The sequence below is a fragment of the Chlorobium sp. KB01 genome, assembly GCF_001975465.1.
Classification (GTDB): Bacteria; Bacteroidota; Chlorobiia; order Chlorobiales; family Chlorobiaceae; genus Chlorobium.
Genome location: NZ_MPJE01000108.1, coordinates 1 through 18,065, shown reverse-complemented (window position 1 = coordinate 18,065; position 18,065 = coordinate 1). Strand labels below are relative to the sequence as shown.

Annotated in this window: 15 protein-coding genes and 2 tRNA genes; 12 read left to right on the top strand and 5 right to left on the bottom strand. The window is 51.4% G+C overall.

Features of this window, described 5'->3' with window-relative positions; translation table 11 throughout:
* The 5 genes from phoU to BOO20_RS11385 all read right to left on the bottom strand — a co-directional run.
* Positions 1–638 (bottom strand): phosphate signaling complex protein PhoU (gene phoU / locus BOO20_RS11405; RefSeq protein ID WP_076791482.1); only part of this gene is annotated, 638 nt, incomplete at its 3' end.
* 18 nt (positions 639–656) lie between these two features.
* Positions 657–1,517, bottom strand: coding sequence for a phosphate ABC transporter ATP-binding protein PstB (pstB, locus tag BOO20_RS11400; RefSeq protein WP_076791406.1), 861 nt, complete (start codon positions 1,515–1,517; stop codon positions 657–659).
* Positions 1,518–1,524: 7 nt separating this feature from the next.
* Positions 1,525–2,871, bottom strand: a complete 1,347-nt coding sequence (pstA, locus tag BOO20_RS11395) for a phosphate ABC transporter permease PstA (protein WP_076791405.1) — start codon at positions 2,869–2,871, stop codon at positions 1,525–1,527.
* Between the two features lie 48 nt (positions 2,872–2,919).
* Positions 2,920–4,083, bottom strand: coding sequence for a PstC family ABC transporter permease (locus BOO20_RS11390; RefSeq protein WP_076791460.1), 1,164 nt, complete (start codon positions 4,081–4,083; stop codon positions 2,920–2,922).
* Positions 4,084–4,289: 206 nt separating this feature from the next.
* Entirely contained in the window at positions 4,290–5,102 is an 813-nt protein-coding gene (locus BOO20_RS11385; protein ID WP_076792802.1) for a phosphate ABC transporter substrate-binding protein, read from the bottom strand.
* A 368-nt stretch (positions 5,103–5,470) separates the two neighbouring features.
* Here BOO20_RS11385 and BOO20_RS11380 point away from each other — a divergent pair, with 368 nt between their 5' ends.
* The 12 genes from BOO20_RS11380 to BOO20_RS11325 all read left to right on the top strand — a co-directional run bounded on the left by BOO20_RS11380 (position 5,471) and on the right by BOO20_RS11325 (position 17,964).
* The gene (locus BOO20_RS11380) at positions 5,471–6,163 is read left to right on the top strand and encodes a zinc metallopeptidase (RefSeq protein WP_076792801.1); all 693 of its coding nucleotides are present in this window, start codon (positions 5,471–5,473) and stop codon (positions 6,161–6,163) included.
* Between the two features lie 139 nt (positions 6,164–6,302).
* Positions 6,303–7,790: an amino acid permease gene (locus tag BOO20_RS11375; protein ID WP_076792799.1), complete on the top strand. Its 1,488-nt coding sequence runs from the start codon at positions 6,303–6,305 to the stop codon at positions 7,788–7,790.
* Between the two features lie 10 nt (positions 7,791–7,800).
* Positions 7,801–8,499, top strand: a complete 699-nt coding sequence (locus tag BOO20_RS11370) for an SDR family oxidoreductase (protein WP_076792798.1) — start codon at positions 7,801–7,803, stop codon at positions 8,497–8,499.
* A gap of 29 nt (positions 8,500–8,528) precedes the next feature.
* The gene (tmk, locus tag BOO20_RS11365; RefSeq protein ID WP_076792796.1) at positions 8,529–9,167 is read left to right on the top strand and encodes a dTMP kinase; all 639 of its coding nucleotides are present in this window, start codon (positions 8,529–8,531) and stop codon (positions 9,165–9,167) included.
* Positions 9,168–9,316: 149 nt separating this feature from the next.
* Positions 9,317–10,579 (top strand): hypothetical protein, encoded by a 1,263-nt coding sequence (locus tag BOO20_RS11360; RefSeq protein ID WP_006366688.1) that lies wholly within the window; start codon positions 9,317–9,319, stop codon positions 10,577–10,579.
* Between the two features lie 22 nt (positions 10,580–10,601).
* Positions 10,602–13,763 (top strand): HAD-IA family hydrolase, encoded by a 3,162-nt coding sequence (locus BOO20_RS11355; RefSeq protein WP_076792795.1) that lies wholly within the window; start codon positions 10,602–10,604, stop codon positions 13,761–13,763.
* Positions 13,764–13,879: 116 nt separating this feature from the next.
* Positions 13,880–14,920, top strand: coding sequence for a tRNA preQ1(34) S-adenosylmethionine ribosyltransferase-isomerase QueA (gene queA / locus BOO20_RS11350; protein WP_006366690.1), 1,041 nt, complete (start codon positions 13,880–13,882; stop codon positions 14,918–14,920).
* A 23-nt stretch (positions 14,921–14,943) separates the two neighbouring features.
* Complete coding sequence (ispD, locus tag BOO20_RS11345) at positions 14,944–15,675, top strand: 2-C-methyl-D-erythritol 4-phosphate cytidylyltransferase (RefSeq protein WP_076792793.1); 732 nt, start codon at positions 14,944–14,946, stop codon at positions 15,673–15,675.
* A gap of 78 nt (positions 15,676–15,753) precedes the next feature.
* Positions 15,754–15,830: transfer RNA gene (locus tag BOO20_RS11340), tRNA-Met, on the top strand.
* Positions 15,831–15,837: 7 nt separating this feature from the next.
* Positions 15,838–15,910: transfer RNA gene (locus tag BOO20_RS11335), tRNA-Gly, on the top strand.
* A 32-nt stretch (positions 15,911–15,942) separates the two neighbouring features.
* Positions 15,943–16,392 (top strand): hotdog fold thioesterase, encoded by a 450-nt coding sequence (locus tag BOO20_RS11330; protein ID WP_006366692.1) that lies wholly within the window; start codon positions 15,943–15,945, stop codon positions 16,390–16,392.
* A gap of 162 nt (positions 16,393–16,554) precedes the next feature.
* Positions 16,555–17,964, top strand: coding sequence for a radical SAM protein (locus tag BOO20_RS11325; protein WP_076792792.1), 1,410 nt, complete (start codon positions 16,555–16,557; stop codon positions 17,962–17,964).
* Positions 17,965–18,065 lie beyond the last annotated feature (101 nt).

Genomic DNA, 18,065 nt, shown 5'->3' with positions numbered 1-18,065 from the left:
CGGACAATTTCGCCTGTCACCAGATAGATCACCTCACGGGCAATCATGGTGGCATGATCAGCCATACGCTCGATGTAGCGGGAGATGCTCAATGCGGCCATAAGCTCATCGACAGGCGAATCAGGACTTTTCATCAACAGGGTAACCCTTTTGAAGACCGTGCGGTGCATCACATCAATCTCTTCATCCAGGGCACACACCTGATCAGCAAGCCGTCTCTCCTTTGAGATGAAAGCCTGAATGGATTTTTTCACCATCTCGCCCGCATGTACTCCCATCTTTTCAAAATCAAACGATTCAAGCATTTTGGGACTGATTTGCGGCATACGGTCGATAATGTGAACGGCCAGGTCACCGATACGCTCAAGATCATCATTGATTTTTATAATGGTGACTATGGTACGCAAATCTCTGGCCACCGGCTGCTGCAGGGCAAGAAATGCCAGACAGCGCTCTTCAAGCCGTACCTCGGCTGCATCAATCTCGTCATCGACCAGCCTGATACGGCGGGCACTCTGTTCGTCCTGGTGCTTGACTGCATGCAGAGCATTGAAAAAGTTCTCAAGCACCTTGTCGGAAAGTTGTACGAGAACAAGCGAGAGCTCTTTTATAAGTTCATGAACCGGGCGGTCTGACATAGGAGTGAATAGGTTTCGTTAGCTGAATCTTCCGGTGATATAATCTTCGGTCATCGAATCCCTGGGATTGGTGAAGAGCTGTGCGGTTGAAGCGTGCTCGACCAGCGACCCCTCATAGAAAAACATGGTGTAATCCGAGACCCGTGAAGCCTGCTGCATGTTGTGGGTCACAATCATGATGGTATAGCTGCCCCGCAGCTCCTGGATCAGATCCTCTATTTTAGCCGTAGCTTTCGGGTCAAGCGCCGAGGTGGGCTCATCAAGCAGCAGCACTTCAGGCTCAACGGCAAGCGTACGGGCAACACAGAGTCGCTGTTGCTGGCCTCCGCTGAGACCGAGGGCATTCTTGTCGAGCCGGTCGCACACCTCGCTCCAGAGCGCCGCCTTTTTCAGACTCCGTTCGACAATATCTCCGAGAGTTTTTTTGTCATTTATACCATGCAGACGCGGGCCGTAGGCGATGTTGTCAAAAATGGATTTCGGGAAGGGATTGGGTTTCTGGAATACCATGCCCACCTTCTTGCGCAACAGCACCTCATCGGTATACTTCCCATAGACATCGTTATTGTCAAAGAGCAGGGCTCCGGTGGTATGACAATTTGGAATCAGGTCGTTCATCCGGTTTATGGAGCGTAAAAAGGTGCTCTTGCCGCAACCGCTCGGGCCGATTATGGCCGTCACATATTTTGAGAGAATATCGGCACTCACTCTCTTTACCGCCTCAAACTCACCGTAGTAGATCGAAAACTCTTTGGCTACAATGTGCGGGGTACCTCCACCGGTTATCTTCTTCCGGGCCGGGGGCAGATAGATCTCCCTGGTGGATTTCTTTACCGGTACATCCGGAGCTGTTACCGTAACATCATCTGTCATGGGCATTATTACTTTAGCCTTTTAATTTTTTGGAGATACGTGCTCTCAATACAATCGCCGAGAGATTCAGGAGCAGAACAATACTCACCAGCGCAAGCACCATACCGTACTGGACATGGCGGATCTGGGCGGCGGCTTCATGCTCACTGGCAAGGTTGTAGATGTTCCATGAAAGCGCCGGGGTCGGAGAGGAGAAGACATCGGCCAGACCAATCGCGGAACCGACACTGACGGCGGCGGTAAAGATAATCGGGGCGGTCTCTCCTGCTGCACGGCCGAGACTGATCACCCCGCCGGTCAGAATTCCGGGGAGCGCTGCCGGAAGAATCACGGTGGCAATGGTGTTCCATTTGGTTGACCCGAGACTGAGCGATGCTTCACGATAGGTTTTCGGTACGGCAAGTATCGCCTCTTCAGCCGCTCGGATAATGGTCGGCAGAATCATGATCGCAAGCGTGAGCGAACCGGCAATAACGCTTTTCGATTCGGACACCTTCAGGGTGTTGATAAAAAAAGCAAGACCGAACATGCCGAACACAATACTCGGCACTCCGGCAAGCGTGCTGTTTGCGCTGCGCAGCATGCTGTTGAAAAAACCGGATTTGGCGTATTCGGTAAAGTAAACCGCCGCAACAACACCAAGCGGAAAGGCAAAGAGCATGGCTCCGACGGCAAGGAAAAAGGTACCCTGAATTTCCGGCCAGATACCTCCGAAAATATGGGAGTCAACCGAGCTGTCGGTAATGAATCCCCAGTAAACCGTAAACTCCGGAAGCAGCATGTTTGACATGTTCTCCCTGACGTAGGGAAAGAGTTTGACAAGGGAGGTTCCTGCAAAGCTCTCACTGCGGTTTGCAAAGTACTCTTTCGACATGGCATTGGGATCGGAGTTATCCCATTTCGTTTCATAGAGCAGGTCGTGCAGCTTCTCCCCGGCTTTCTCCCACCGTGTCTGACCGTACTTGAAGCGGGTCAGCATCGGTTCAGGGTCACCCGGAAGAGGGCCGAGCAGTGCCTGCACGGCCGTTTTGACCTGCCCGTATTTCGGGCGGTACTCATCCTGGCGCTCAGGCGTCATTGCTGCCATTTCACTCTCGAACCCGGCAAGAATCTCGTAAACCTTTGCCCGGTATCGATCTGAAGAGGCGATCTCTCTCTCCAGCTCCCGGCTGTCACCCCGGTTGAACTCACTCAGCAGCATTTTGCGGTGCTCAACCGTACCGGTAAAAAACACGGCTCCGAGCCCGTTGGTTACAATCGGCACCAGCACGACCATCAGGGCGAGCGCCATAATGACAATTGAGCCGATACCGACAGCGGTGAACGAACGATCCAGAAGTTTCCTGGTTCCGAGATTCATAACAACAGGGTTAAATGAGCAATATGCGGCAGCTACACTCTCCGGAACCTACTGGCCGGAGAGGATTTTGCGCTGGCGCACCACAATTCTTTCACTGACGAGATTACAGATAAAGCTGATAACAAGCAGAAGCAGTCCCATGGCAAACAGGACGTGATAGCGGGCTGAACCGGTTACCTGGTCGGCCTCGCCCATATCACCGGCAATGGTCGCGGTCAGGGTTCTGATTGCTTCAAGGTAGTTGAACCAGGGCTCGGGAATGTGGGCCGAGTTGCCGGATGCCATCCAGACCACCATGGTTTCACCAAGTGAACGCATGATACCGAGAATGACGGCCGCAAGAATACCGCTGCTGGCCGCCGGAAGAATTGTTTTCACAATTGTCTCGGCCCGTGTGGCTCCGAGCGCATAACTGCCCTCACGAATATCACGCCCGACCGCCTGAAGGGCGTCTTCGGAAACACTGACAATGGTCGGCAGTGCCATAAAACTCAGAATAATGGAGACGTTCAAGGCATTGGTACCGGTCAGAATCTCGATGGCATGCAGAAGGGTGCCTACGCGATAGAGCAGCCCGGCCGAAAGCAGGCCGAAGAGGAGTACCGATAACAGGTTGAACAGTTTACGCCGCGCAGGGTCTTCAATACGGGTAGTCAGCAGGTCGGACAGGACAATAACAAAGAGCACCGCGAAGGGAGCGGCAAGAACCCACCAGGCCCACATCAACAGAGCGCCTCCTTTGTCCTGAAGCAGCGGAGCAAGAACAACGAGAGCAAAAAAACCGAACGCTACCGAGGGAATGGCGGCAAGCATCTCGATGACCGGCTTGGCATACTGGCGAATGGAAAACGGAAGAATATCACTCAAACATATTGCGGCAGCTATACCCATCGGAACGGCAATCATTGCCGAGCCGAGCGTCACCATCAGACTGCCATAGATAATTGATAGGGCACCGAATTTCCCCGGATCATCAGCCGGATACCACTCCGTAGTGGTAAAGAATTCGCTGAAGCCCCTCAGCTCAAAAAACGGGATGGCATCGCGGGCAACAAAATAAAAAATAAACAGGACGACAACGGCCACAAACGAGGCCAGTACCAGCAGAAGAAGCTCTCCTGCCCTGTTTACTGCCTTCTGTATGGTTCGCTTGCGGCTGCTTACCACAAAGGTGTTTGTGCGGTTCCGCTCACCGACCCTCTCTTCAGCCATAACGTTGCGTCTATTTGCTTGACTAATAATTCCTCGTCACAGGGCAATTGTTCCTGAAAGCACCTAATCTATGGGGTTTCATGCAAGGAACCAAAGGTTGTTATGTTACAAATTTGCAACAATTGCATAACGATGCAGAACAAAAACGCCGGTATCGTTGATGAACACCGGCGTCTTAAAAGGGAGTTGACTAACCATTTTAATAATCAGCGATTAACAAAGCCAAGCTCACTGATCATCCCCTTGCCTGCTGCTGTTTTCGGCAAATCGACAAACTGTTTGACCACCCCTGCCGGCTGACCGTTGGTATAGAAGTAGAGGGGTCTTGCTACCGGATAGCTGCCGCTCTTGACCGTTTTAACATCAGGCAGCACGCCATTAACAGCAACCGCTTTCACCGAACGGTCTACAAAACCAAGACCGAGATAACCAATGGCTGTAGGAGTTGAACTGACTCTGCTTTTAACAGAACCATTGCTTGACTGGGTTTCGGCACTCCCTTTGATCTGAACCCCTTTGCCTACAACAAGATCCTTGAATGACTCCGCTGTACCGCTGTTGGATTCGCGCTGAATAACCACAATATTTGCATTGGGACCGCCAATCTGCTTCCAGTTGGTAATGCGTCCGGTATAGATGCTGCTGATCTGGGCTTTTGTCAGCGCACGAACCGGATTGGAGGGATGAACAACAATTGCCAGACCGTCCATTGCCACAACCGTTGCAACCGGAGTTACCCCTTTTGTTCTTGCTGCGGCAAGTTCCGCATCTTTCATTGGTCGGGAGAGTGTTGCAATCGTGCACGATCCGTTGATCAGGCTTTTGGCTCCGTTGCCGCTTCCCGACTCGCTGACCGATACTCGAACCCCGTATTTTCTTGTAAAATATGCCGCAAATGATTTTGCAACCGGGCCGACAGTAGTTGAACCATCAAGTACAATAGTTTTTACAGGCGTAGCTGACCCTGCATCCGCAGTAAAAGAGAGAAGGGCAACAAGCAACAGTAATTTTTTTATCATGTTTCAAGAGTTTCTTTGATGATGTAAAGCTTTTTCAGCGCAAACACAGCGTCAGGTAAAAAAGGAGCGTCCAGGCATCCGGAAAAAAATGAAGAAGATGAGCTGACGCGCTTCAAGATAATTCCCTTCATGATAACATTGAAATTTAAATATCAGCAACACACTCCCGCGCTAAAAAGTGCGAACGCTCCATTATTAACTTTATCCGTATTCATGCATAACTGAAGAACAGGGTGCAGAGCGCACTCCTGCCGATCAATTGCAATAACGCTTGACAGTTGCCTATTCAGTCACTATTTTGAATCAGGAAACTTATGTTGAGGTTTTATTGTTTTTTTGCATTGTAACTGATAACTATTAATGACACTATGTATTTAGATCCGCTCTATTTTGTTTTTGCCCTCCCGCCGATGCTTCTCGGGTTATGGGCCCAGTTCAAGGTAAAATCCGCATTTAAAAAATACTCCAGGGTGCCAACCCGGAGCGGCATCAGCGGCTCTCAGGCTGCACGGCGTATTCTGGAACGCGGAGGAGTCGGTAATGTAACGGTTGAAGCCACTCACGGGATACTTTCCGATCACTATGACCCGCGCCACAAGGCTCTTCGTCTGAGCGAAGAGGTTTTCAGTCTGGCAAGTATAGCATCGGTAGGTGTTGCCGCTCACGAAGCCGGACATGCACTTCAGGATAAAACAGGCTATATGCCGCTGCAGTTGCGCGCCATAATGGGACCGGCCGTCTCTATCGGCAGCAATCTCGGTCCGATTCTTTTCATGGCCGGAATGTTCCTTGCCGGCACGCTCGGCACCACCCTTGCCTGGGCAGGGATAGCCCTTTTCGGCGCAACGGCACTCTTCGCTCTGGTTACCCTTCCGGTAGAGTTCGATGCAAGCAGCCGGGCAAAAGAGCTTCTTGTCTCCCAGGGAATTGTTTCAAGTGCCGAGATGAAAGGAATCAATGCCGTGCTGAATGCTGCCGCGCTTACCTATGTTGCCGCCGCCGCCCAGGCCATCATGCAGCTTGTCTACTTCATCTCCATCATGAACCGCAGGGACTCGTAGTATTATTTTTTGACTGTTTTCTTATAGGTTATATACGACATATAGGGCCTATAGGACTTATAGAAGAATAAAGAGGCTTTTGCGATGAGAGTTCAGGAAGTTTTTTTCAGAGCAATTTCAATTATAACCCCGTTCATCATTGAAAAACAGTTTTCGTAAAAAACCGCTCTCTCTGCTGCTTGAGGAGATGAAAAGCGAGCACCGGCTGCACAGGGTACTTGGACCGGTTGCCCTTACCAGTCTTGGTGTCGGCGCCATTATCGGGACAGGAATCTTCGTCCTTATCGGGGTTGCTGCTCATGATAAAGCCGGGCCTGCGGTAACGCTCTCATTTGCCCTTGCCGGACTGGCCTGTATATTCGCCGCACTCTGCTATGCCGAGTTTGCTTCCATGGTGCCGGTTGCCGGATCAGCCTACACCTATGCCTATGCAACACTGGGTGAACTGTTTGCCTGGATAATCGGGTGGGATCTGATTCTGGAGTACGGAGTTGCCTCGGCAACCGTTGCCCACGGATGGTCGCACTACTTCCAGGATTTCATCGGTATATTCGGCCTCGGGGTCCCCCTGCTCTTTGCCAAGGCACCGCTTGACTTTGATCCATCAACAGGGGTAATGAGTCTTACCGGTGCCTGGCTGGATCTCCCGGCTGTACTCATCACCTTTATCGTCACTGTTATCCTTGTCAAGGGCATCAGGGAGAGTGCCCGGTTCAATGCCGGGATGGTTATCGTCAAGGTTGCCATCGTACTGCTCGTCATCGTGCTCGGGGCAATGTACGTCCACCCTGAAAACTGGACTCCCTTCGCTCCGTTCGGCTATTCCGGTCTCTCCATCTTCGGCAAGACCATTCTCGGTGATGCGAGCCCTGAAGGCGCACCGGTCGGAGTCCTTGCCGGTGCAGCCATGATTTTCTTTGCCTATATCGGCTTCGACTCCATTTCAACCCATGCCGAGGAGGCGAAAAATCCCCAGCGCGACATCCCGATTGCCCTCATCAGCTCACTGGTGATCTGCACCGTCCTCTATATTGCAGTAGCCGCAGTCATCACCGGAATGGTCCCCTATAACCTTATCAGTATTGATGCTCCTGTTTCAAACGCCTTCAAGCAGGTCGGTATCGGCTGGGCCCAGTTTGTCATCTCCCTTGGAGCGATCACCGGCATCACCTCGGTGCTTCTGGTGATGATGCTCAGCCAGCCGAGAATCTTTCTGGCTATGGCCCGGGACGGACTTCTGCCGAAATCCTTCTTCGGCGCCATTCATGAAAAGTTCAGAACGCCATGGAAATCAACCATCCTGACCGGAGCGTTTGTTGCCATTCTCGGAGCACTGCTCCCCTTGCGGCTTTTGGCTGAACTGGTCAATATCGGTACCCTTTTCGCTTTTGTCGTCGTCTGCAGTGCAGTGCTCATTATGAGAAAAAAACATCCTGAAGCCGAACGCCCATTCAGGGCGCCCCTCGTGCCATTCGTTCCTCTTGCGGGAATTTTCACCTGCCTCACCCTCATGTTCTCTCTGCCAGCCGAGAACTGGATACGACTCATTGTGTGGCTGCTTATCGGCATGGTAATCTACTATTTCTATGGCCGCAAGCACAGCGCCCTGAACAACCTGAACCGATAAACGCAGCAGCATGAACCGCAATGTCTTTCTCATCACCGGAGCATCAACCGGTATCGGCGAAGCGACCGCCCGGCGAGCCGTTGAAGCCGGCTTCAATGTTGTGCTTGCTGCCCGCTCCACCGCAAAGCTTCAGCAGCTTCAGAGCGAACTCGGCTCCGCCCGCTCGCTTGCCGTCACCTGCGATGTCTCCCACTGGCAATCCCAGCAGAAGATGCTGCAAGAGACTCTCGAACGGTTCGGACGACTGGATGTGGTCTTTGCCAACGCCGGATTTTCCAAAGGCTCAACCTTTTTCGGCGGCGAAGATAAGGCTGAAGAGTGGAAGGAGATGGTGCTGGTCAATGTATTCGGTGCCGCTGCCACAGCCCGCCTGACACTGCCGGAACTGGTAAAAACCGGCGGTCACTTTCTTGTTACCGGCTCAGTGGTTGGTCGTACCACCTCCATCAGAAACCTCTACTCTGCCACCAAGTGGGCGGTCACCGGTATGGCCCAGGCTATCCGCAACGAAATGGCGGGAAGAGGAGTCCGCGTAACGCTGGTTGAACCGGGAGTTGTGGACACTCCCTTCTGGGACAACATCCAGAAACCCGATACTCCGGAACTTCAGCCCGACGATATTGCCCGGGCTGTCATCTATGCCGTGAGCCAGCCACCACATGTCGATGTCAATGAAATCCTTATTCGCCCGACCGGTCAGCCGAATTAAATCAAAAACCCAAATCATCATCAACATCAATGCTGATAACCTTTGAAGGGATCGACGGTGCAGGAAAATCAACACAGATAAAAAAACTTGTCAGCTATCTGGCCGACAGTGGCCGGGAGGTGCTGACCCTCAGGGAACCGGGAGGAACCGATGTTGCTGAAAAAATCCGTCTCATCCTTCTCGAAAGCCGCCACGAAATAAGCCCCGTCGGAGAGCTCCTGCTCTTTTCGGCAAGCAGGGCCGAGCTCATACATGAGGTCATCAAACCTGCACTTGCAGAACATAAAATTGTTATTCTCGATCGTTTTTTTGATTCCACAACCGCCTATCAGGGATATGGACGCGGTATCGACCTCGAGCTGCTCCGCTCTATTATTGCGATTTCAACATGCGGTATAACCCCCGATATCACCTTCTATCTTGATATCAAGCCCGAAGAGGCCCTCAGCAGAAAATTTTCCGCAAAATCGATTCCTCTCGCATTCGACAGCAGTGAACTGGACCGCATGGAGCGCTCGGGACTGCAATTCTATCAAAATGTCCGTCAGGGTTACCTCAATATCCTGAAAGAGAGCAACGGACGCATACTCTGCCTGAATGCCCTTGAGGCACCCGAAGAGATTCACCGTCGTATAATCGCACTGCTGCATGAGCGTATGCAAGCCTGAACTCCTCCTTTGGCACCGATCATACGCCTGAGGATTCAATTGTTACCGGAGTGTTATTTATCAAAGTTTTCTGAAGATTTTAAGCGGATTTTTGATTAGATTGCTATACACTTGATTACAAAATCGTCACCTCCTTATACCGGCCGCGCATGCACGAGAGTATTCTTAAAGAGCGTCATCTGAGCACCTATACATCCTCGATTACCTTGCAGGATATCAGAACGCTGAAAGAGCTTTACCAGCTCAAGGCAGAGACTCGCGAACTGCGGGAACCGATTGTCAAAAACATCATCAAGCAGAGGGTTGTCGGGCAGACCTGTGTAGAGTCACTGAAAAATGCGCTCTACTCTCTTGAGACTATCTATATCGATGATGACACCGGACACCGCCTGCTTCGACTTGACGGCATGAAGCAGATAGAGGTTGATCTGACCTATGAGATCAGGGAACTCCAGAAGGATATCTACTATCTGGAATACGGTGAAGACAAGTTCATCGATTACCTGGCCAAGTTCATGCCGGAATTCCGCTCCTATGTCAACAACGGAGTCAGGACACTCAGGGGAAAACAGTTCAACGCATTCATTACCGATCGGGACGGAACCACCAACAACTACTGCGGACGATACCGATCCTCGGTGCAGCCAATCTATAACTCGGTATTCCTTACCCGTTTTGCCAAAAACTGCTGCCGCTACCCTATCATCATCACCTCAGCTCCGCTTAAAGATTTCGGCATCCTCAACGTCTCGATCAATCCGAGCAATACCTTTGTCTATGCCGGCTCAAAGGGACGCGAATTTATTGATCTCAATGAAGATTTCAACAGCTTCCCCATTGATGAACAGAAGCAGAAACTGATCCGCCTCCTGAACGACCGGATGCTGGTACTGCTGCAGGATCCGAATTTCGAAAAATTCAACTTTATCGGTTCCGCCCTGCAGATCAAGTTCGGCCAGACCACGGTCGCACGGCAGGATATCAGCCGTTCAATCAAGGATGATGAATCAGCCGCTTTTCTTGAAAGGGTCAAAGGTGTAGTGCGGGAGATAGATCCAAGCGGCAGAAATTTCAGAATTGAGGATACCGGGCTTGATATAGAGATCATTCTGACCATTGATGGCTCCTCTGCAGAGGCACCGATCAAGGATTTTGACAAGGGAGACGGCCTTGCCTTTATCTGCAGCAAACTGGATATGGCCACCACAAAAGGCCCGCATCTTGTCTGCGGCGATACCCCTTCGGACATTCCCATGCTGAAAAAGGCAATGGAGATGTTTGATGATGTCTGGGCTGTTTTTGTAACCAGGGATGAGAAGCTCAGGCAGACCGTTGCCGATATCTGCCCCAACAGCTTTACTGTCCCCTACCCTGATATTCTTCTGACTATTCTCGGGCTCCTTTCACTATAATCACCTAATTTTTTTCACCGGTATGAGCAACCTCTTCAAAGGCGCGATTTTTGATCTGGATGGAGTGATCACAGGCACCGCAAAAGTACACAGTCTGGCATGGGAGTCCATGTTCAATTTTTTCCTGAAAAATCATGCCGAAATCAACGACGAACCGTACGTTCCATTTGATCCGGCTCACGATTATCACAAATATGTAGATGGCAAACCCCGCATGGAGGGCGTCAAAAGCTTCCTTGCCTCGCGCGACATCGAACTGCCTTTCGGGGAACTGGACGACAATCCGGAAAAGGAGACGGTTTGCGGCCTCGGAAACCGCAAAAACAGCCTCTTCACCGAAATCCTCATCAAGGAGGGACCGGAAGTCTACACCTCATCCGTCGAGCTCATCAACAATCTGATCGCAAAAGGGGTCAGAATCGGCATAGCCTCCTCAAGCCGCAACTGCCAGCTTATCCTGAAGCTCTCAAAACTTGAACATCTTTTTGAAACCCGTGTAGACGGTGAGGTCTCCATTGTGATGGGCCTTAAAGGCAAACCCAACCCTGATATTTTTGTAACCGCAGCCCGTAACCTCGGTCTTGAGCCGCACGAGTGCGTTGTCGTTGAGGATGCCATTTCGGGTGTTCAAGCGGGATCGAGAGGGAATTTCGGCATGGTACTCGGCATTGCCCGCGATATTGAAGGCGGAAAGCTGAAAGAAAACGGCGCCGATATTGTTGTCAGGGATCTGGCTGAAATAACCATTGAGGAGATCGAGCAGTGGTTTACCGAAGGACTTGAACATGAAGGGTGGAACCTGACCTACACCGAGTTCTCTCCCAAGGATGAAAAGCTGCGTGAAACACTCACCTCAACCGGCAACGGCTACCTTGGCGTCAGGGGAACCTACGAAGGTTCATCACTGTCACACCATCACTACCCCGGCACCTATATTGCCGGAATCTTCAATAAACTCCCCTCCGATGTACACGGTCAGACCATTTTCAACAACGACTTTGTCAACACACCGAACTGGCTGCCGATTGAGTTCAGAATCGGCGGAGGCGAGTTCATCGATCCTTTCGAACAGAAAATACTGAGCTATCAGCAGAACCTGTCGCTCTCCGACGGCTCCATGGAGAGAACGCTGGTCATACAGGACAATCTCGGACGACTAACCAAAATCACCAGCAGGCGGTTTGCGAGCATGGACGACCCTCACCGCTGCGCCCTGAAGTTCACCCTGAAACCGGTCAACTACAGTGCAACCGTCGAATTCCGCTCCGCGATTGATGGCAGGATCCAGAACAAGGGAGTTGCCCGTTACAGCGAACTCTCATGTGACCATCTTGATCACGTCGGCTCTGCCGCTGACCAGAAAAGCATGCTGCTGCATGTTCGTACCAATGTCTCTCACTATGAAATTGTTACGGCAGCCAGAACACGGGTTCTGTCGCATGGAAAGCAGATAGAGCCCAAACGCACGGTAATCAGCGAAAACCGCTACATCGGCGAACTGTTCCAGCTTCACTTGACACCCGAAAAAAGCTGCACCATTGAAAAACTGGTCACCATTCATACATCTCTCGACCACAACAGCCCGGATGCACTGAAAGCCGCCAGAGCAGCCGTTGAAAAAGAGGTCTCGTTCGATGCTCTGCTTGAAGCAAGCACCGTTGCCTGGAAAAAAATCTGGGCAAAGGCTGACATCCAGATTGAAGGCGACCGCTACAGTCAGAAACTGCTCCGTCTGCATACCTATCACATGCTCTGCACCGCATCACCCCACAACCCCTCTATTGATGCCGGTATGCCGGCCCGGGGCCTTAACGGTGAAGCCTATCGCGGCCATATCTTCTGGGATGAGATCTTTATTCTCCCCTTCTTCAACCGCCATTTCCCCGAGATCTCCAAAGCGCTGCTCATGTACCGCTTCAACCGGCTCGATGCCGCAAGGGAGTATGCCCGTGAGAACGGCTACAAGGGAGCCATGTTCCCCTGGCAGACAGCCGATGACGGCCATGAGGATACGCAGATCATCCACTTTAATCCCAAAAGCGGTCACTGGGGACCCGACCTCAGCCGTATGCAGCGCCATGTATCGATTGCAGTGTTCTACAACGTCTGGCGTTACATATACGATACGGGTGATACCGACTTCCTGAATGCCTGCGGTGCCGAACTGATGTTTGAGATTGCTCGGTTCTGGGCCTCCATCGCCCACCACTCTGCCGAGACCGGCAAATACCATATCGAAGGCGTTATGGGACCGGACGAGTTCCATGAAACCCTTCCCGGAAGCGGCAAGGAGGGACTGAAGGATAATGCCTATACCAATATCATGACGGTATGGCTCCTCGGAAAAGCGGTTGAAATCGGTGAAACCATCGACCCTGCAATTCTCCGCCACCTGATTGAGAAAATCCATCTCGGCTTTGACGAACTGCAGCAGTGGCGTGATATCAGCAACAACCTCAATATCCTGATTGATGAAGCGGGGGTTATCGAGCAGTTCGAAGGCTACATGGGCCTCAAGGAGCTGGACTGGAAACACTACCGTACCACTTACGGCAACATACACCGTATGGACAGGATCCTGAAAGCCGAGGGCGATTCCCCCGACTTCTACAAGGTTGCAAAACAGCCTGACGTACTGATGACCTTCTACACCCTCTCTCCGGGTGAGGTAGCCGAACTGCTCGGAAAGATCGGTTACCGGCTGCCGGACTCCTTTACGCTGGTCAGAAACAACTACGCCTACTATGAGCCCAGAACAAGTCATGGCTCCACACTGAGCAAGGTTGTCCACAGCATTATCTCCAGCTACCTTGAGGATGGCCATGAGATGGCATGGAAATGGTTTGCCGAAGCCCTGAAGAGCGATATTGAGGATACCCAGGGCGGCACGACCCAGGAGGGTATTCACTGTGGCGTCATGGCAGGAACACTCGATACCGTGACCCGTTACTTTGCCGGTATCTCCTTCTACAACGAGAAGCTCAATGTTCATCCCAACCTGCCTGACCAGTGGAAAAAACTGACCCTGAATGTCTGTTTCCGCAGTAACAGTTATACTATCGCCATTTCAAGAAACAATGTCGAAGTAACCCTGATCGACGCAGCTGAGAGTACAATTCCGGCCTGCATTGCAGGAGAGCATATCACCCTGAAAAAAGGAGTTGCCTACCACTCGGCGAAATGATAACCTTACGGGGGGCGGAAGCACCGCTCCCCGTAATTGTTTTTTTTGCCTCTGAAAAAGCCTTATTTTCTTTTTTTGATTCGTTTCATAATCGACGACATACTGCCTGACCCCTTATGCGCCTCTCCAATTTTCGATATACCCTGCCTAAAACAAAAATAGCCGATCAACCGACCGAGCCCAGAGACAAGTGCAGGCTGATGGTATTGAACCGCAGAAAAAAGGATATTGATCATAAGATGTTCGACGATATCGTATCCTATTTCAAAAAAGGCGACCTGCTGATTCTGAACAACAGCAGGGTATTTCCGGCAAAAATATTCGGACAGAAGGAGAAAACCGATGCCAAGATCGAAGTCTTTCTGCTCAGGGTACTTAACAAGGAGGCCGGACTCTGGGACGTACTCGTTGATCCGGCAAGAAAGGTAAGGGTAGGGAACAAAATCTATTTCGAGGAGGATGTCGTAGCCGAGGTTGTTGACAACACCACCTCCAGGGGAAGAACCATACGGTTTCTCAATCCGGAAATTGATGTATTCAGCCTTGTTGAACGGATCGGCAACATCCCCCTGCCGCCCTACTTCACCCGTCCACCGGTTGAATCGGACAAGGAGAACTATCAGACCGTCTATGCAAGCCAGACAGGAGCCGTTGTAGCACCGATGGCCGGGCTCCATTTCACCATGCCCCTCCTGCAGAAAATCCAGAAAATCGGCGTTAAAATCCTGCCCATCACCCTCCACCCGAGCCTGAGCACCTTCAACGCCATCGAGGTCGAGGATGTATCGAAACACAAGATGGATTCGGAATATTTCAATATTCCCTACCAGACGGCAATGGAGATCAATGAGACCAAGGTCAACAAAACCGGCCGGATCATTGCTGTAGGAACCACAACCTGCCGTGTGCTCGAAGCCAATGCCACGGTTGACGGAAAGATAAAATTCGGCAGAGGATGGACCGACAAATTCATCTACCCGCCCTACCAGTTCAAGGTAACCGATGCGCTCCTTACCAATTTTCAGCAGCCGGAAACAACGCTGCTTATGGCCGTCAGTGCCTTTGCAGAACACCGGTTGCTGATGGAGGCCTATAAAACAGCACTGAAGGGTGATTATCAATTTCTGGCATATGGAGATGCCATGTTCATCCATTAACCGGAAGCACTTCCCTCTTTATCATGAACTCCTTTGCCATTATTGCCGCCAGCGGTATAGGAAAACGAATGCAGCTCAAGGAGGGGCAGAGCAAGCAGCTGCTTTCGATCGGAGGCTATCCGGTTATTCATCATACCATTCGAGCCTTTCAGCAAGCCAAATCCGTCACGGCAATCTATATTGCCACAAAAGAGGAGAACATCCCTACACTTGAAGAGATGGCCGCCACATCAGGATTCACCAAACTGAAAGCGGTGATTGAGGGTGGAAAGGAGCGGCAGGATTCGGTCTACAACTGTATCAAGGCGATTGAAGGTCAAATGCGCACCTCCGGCACTGCTCCGGATACCATTCTGGTTCATGACGGGGCACGGCCGTTCATACAGCCGGAAGAGATCGATGAAATTGCCCGGCACTCCATGCAGTATGGCGCCTGTGTACCGGCAAACCGCCCCAAGGATACCATCAAGTATATCGGAACCGATCCGGAGTTTTTCGGTGCAACGCTTGAGCGCAGCAGGCTGCTCCAGGTGCAGACCCCCCAGGGATTCCACTCATCACTGCTCGTTCAGGCGCATGAGCAGGCGCTGCTTGAAGGGTGGTATGCAACGGATGATGCCGCACTGGTTGAGCGGTTTTTTCCCGAACAGCCCGTCAAAATTTTCGAGACCGGATATCACAACATCAAGATTACAACTCCCGAAGATATCCCGGTTGCCGAAGCGATTTACAGCCAGATTACAAGCGGCAGATAACAACAGGAAAAAGAACAAATAAAGCACACAGTGCTTGTTTATTGATTACTGCTATTGTATATTTTCAGCCCGGAAAATGGTGAGGTAGCTCAGTTGGTTAGAGCACAGGATTCATAACCCTGAGGTCGAGGGTTCAACTCCCTCTCTCACCACCAAGGTAAAGCGGGTGTAACTCAGTTGGTAGAGTGTTTGCTTCCCAAGCAAAATGTCGCGAGTTCGAATCTCGTCACCCGCTCATCTACCGGAACAACTCTTATTCCCCCTCTCATGACACCATCTTCCATTTTTCAGGGACCTGTCACCATTGAAGAGATTAACTCCACCCAGATCATTGATGGCCAGATGGCCCGTCATCTCGGCATAGAAATGACCGAAATCGGCATGGACTTCATGACCGCCAGAATGCCCGTTGACCACCGCACCATCCAGCGTATCGGTATTCTGCACGGAGGCGCATCCCTTGCCCTGGCTGAAACTGTTGGAAGCATTGCAGCATCCTACGCTGTTGACCGCGAGCAGTTCTACATTGTCGGCCAGGAGATCAATGCCAACCATATCCGTCCGGTCAAAAGCGGCTTTGTCCATGCCAGAGCAACCCCCCTCCATCTCGGCAGAAGCTCGCAGGTCTGGGATATCAGAATAAAGAGTGATGAGGGTAAACTGGTTTGTGTAAGCCGCTTTACCGTTGCTGTTCTGAAAAAAGCACCCACTGCCTGAATCCCGGAGATTGTCGTCTCACCCCCAAACCCCACAGGGCAATGAAATAGCGCTGCCACAGTGATGTTTTTTGGGGTCTGCGGTCAGTTTTATTGAAAAGTTTTCATACCTTGTACCTTTCGTAGTAAAAGTTTTTTACACACCTATTGCAGATTACAGGGTATGCAGACCATACAATCAGATACTGTCGTCTCTCCGCTTCAACCCGCCTCAGATATCTCAGAGGAAGTTCTTCATCAGCTTGCCGCACAGCAGAAATCACGCAAAAAGTGGCTTCTTGTCCAGCCGATAAGCAACACCAGCATGATGGTGGATTCAGGATCGGTGAGCATGCCCTTGAACCTGATCATGGTTGCCACCCTTGTCGGCAAGCTCTTTGATGTCACCTTTATTGATGAGCGGCTCGGCAATAGCGTCCCTGAAGATCTTTCGGGGTTCGATGTTGTTGCCATTACTTCACGCACCCTGAACGCCACCAAGGCCTACCGGATCGGTGACGCCGCACTGCGTCAGGGCAAGACAGTTATCCTTGGAGGGGTTCATCCCACCATGCTGCATGATGAGGCTGCTGCGCACTGCACCAGCGTGGTCTACGGCGAAATAGAGTCGATCTGGACGGAGCTGGCCACCGATGTGCTTACCGGCAAAATGAAACCCATCTACCGGGCCAGGGAGCTCAAGCCGATGGGCAGCATGATCCACCCGGATTTCAGTTACGCCCTCTCTTCCCCTTCGGCAAAAAAATACAGCTCCCTGATTCCCATTTTGGCAACAAAGGGGTGCCCGGTAGGATGCAACTTCTGCACCACGCCTACAATATACGGCAAGAACTACCGATACCGCGAGCTTGACCTGGTGCTTGACGAGATGCGCTATCACCAGCAACGGCTCAACAAGGAGAAGATCAACTTCTCTTTCATGGATGACAACATCAGCTTCCGCCCTCAGTACTTCATGACGCTGCTTGAAGAGATGGCAAAGCTCGGCGTGCACTGGAACGCCAACATCTCCATGAACTTTCTCGATAAACCGGAAGTTGCCGAACTGGCCGGACGCTCCGGCTGCGATTTGCTCAGCATCGGCTTTGAGTCGCTCAACCCCGAAACGCTGAAGAGCGTCCACAAGGGATCCAACCGGCTGGGCAACTATGAGACTGTGGTGAGCAATCTCCACAAGAACGGCATTGCCATCCAGGGCTACTTCATGTTCGGCTTTGACAACGATACCGAAGAGAGCTTCCAGCTCACCTACGACTTCATCATGAAAAACCGGATCGAGTTCCCGGTCTTCTCTCTGGTAACCCCCTTCCCCGGCACCCCCTATTTCGACGAGATGAAGCCCCGCATCCGCCACTTCGACTGGGACAAGTACGACACCTATCACTACATGTTCGAGCCGAACAAAATGTCGGGCGAAAAGCTGCTCTCAAACTTTGTCAAGCTCCAGAAAGAGGTCTACAAAGGCCGCTCCATCATGCAGCGCATGAAAGGCAAACCGCTCAACTGGGTCTGGTTTGTCAACTACATGATGCACCGCTTCACCAAAAAGCTCTCGACCGAATATTACTATTGATGGGTGTTGTTTTGGGGAAAAGGACGAAAGGGACAACAAGGACCGGAATATGTCAACAAAGATGTCGCATTATTTTAAAAAAAATCAATCAACTTTGTCCG

Excerpts from the sequence above, each read along its gene's own strand:
- BOO20_RS11385 (WP_076792802.1), bottom strand. The coding sequence starts at position 5,102 with ATGATAAAAAAATTACTGTTGCTTGTTGCCCTTCTCTCTTTTACTGCG.
- pstA (WP_076791405.1), bottom strand. The coding sequence starts at position 2,871 with ATGAATCTCGGAACCAGGAAACTTCTGGATCGTTCGTTCACCGCTGTC.
- BOO20_RS11390 (WP_076791460.1), bottom strand. The coding sequence starts at position 4,083 with ATGGCTGAAGAGAGGGTCGGTGAGCGGAACCGCACAAACACCTTTGTG.
- BOO20_RS11370 (WP_076792798.1), top strand. The coding sequence starts at position 7,801 with ATGAACCGCAATGTCTTTCTCATCACCGGAGCATCAACCGGTATCGGC.
- pstB (WP_076791406.1), bottom strand. The coding sequence starts at position 1,517 with ATGCCCATGACAGATGATGTTACGGTAACAGCTCCGGATGTACCGGTA.
- BOO20_RS11380 (WP_076792801.1), top strand. The coding sequence starts at position 5,471 with ATGTATTTAGATCCGCTCTATTTTGTTTTTGCCCTCCCGCCGATGCTT.
- queA (WP_006366690.1), top strand. The coding sequence starts at position 13,880 with ATGCGCCTCTCCAATTTTCGATATACCCTGCCTAAAACAAAAATAGCC.
- ispD (WP_076792793.1), top strand. The coding sequence starts at position 14,944 with ATGAACTCCTTTGCCATTATTGCCGCCAGCGGTATAGGAAAACGAATG.
- BOO20_RS11325 (WP_076792792.1), top strand. The coding sequence starts at position 16,555 with ATGCAGACCATACAATCAGATACTGTCGTCTCTCCGCTTCAACCCGCC.
- tmk (WP_076792796.1), top strand. The coding sequence starts at position 8,529 with ATGCTGATAACCTTTGAAGGGATCGACGGTGCAGGAAAATCAACACAG.
- BOO20_RS11355 (WP_076792795.1), top strand. The coding sequence starts at position 10,602 with ATGAGCAACCTCTTCAAAGGCGCGATTTTTGATCTGGATGGAGTGATC.
- BOO20_RS11330 (WP_006366692.1), top strand. The coding sequence starts at position 15,943 with ATGACACCATCTTCCATTTTTCAGGGACCTGTCACCATTGAAGAGATT.
- BOO20_RS11360 (WP_006366688.1), top strand. The coding sequence starts at position 9,317 with ATGCACGAGAGTATTCTTAAAGAGCGTCATCTGAGCACCTATACATCC.